We start from the raw sequence: 440 nt of genomic DNA, 5'->3' as shown, positions 1-440 counted from the left end.
CGCCTGAAGGCAATCGGACTTATTAGCGACATTGGCAATCAGGCCGCGGATATTGCCAGGACTCAGGGTGAGCTGAATGCGATTAAAGCCGCGAAGGATCGCATGAGCAGGGCTGAACCTGAAGAGCTGGATGCAGCGAAAGCGCAATGGCAGAAAGAGAATCCGGATAAAACGCCAAAGCCAGAAGATATCAGTAATCAGCTTTACCAGAACTACTACAATGAAGCGTTTGCTGCGACGGGGATGGGAACCGGTGGCGCGGTGCAACGTGGTATCCAGGCGGCAACGGCGGCGCTAACCGCGCTTGCCGGTGGTGGCAACCTGGCGGGCGTTCTGGCCAGTGCATCAGCACCGGAACTGGCTCGTCTGGTGAAGCAAACTACGGAAGATAATACCGCTGTTAACACGGTGGCCCATGCCATTTTGGGCGGTGCGGTTGC

Annotated in this window: 1 pseudogene; it reads left to right on the top strand. The window is 56.6% G+C overall.

Going from position 1 to position 440, the window contains the following annotated elements:
* Window positions 1-440: pseudogene (locus V6942_RS23375) on the top strand (hypothetical protein); the annotation flags it as partial.

It is taken from the genome of Kluyvera genomosp. 2, from assembly GCF_036759865.1.
Lineage (GTDB): Bacteria > Pseudomonadota > Gammaproteobacteria > Enterobacterales > Enterobacteriaceae > Kluyvera > Kluyvera ascorbata_B.
The sequence above is the reverse complement of the archived record's forward strand: the minus strand, read 5'-3'. Positions and strand labels throughout refer to the sequence as shown.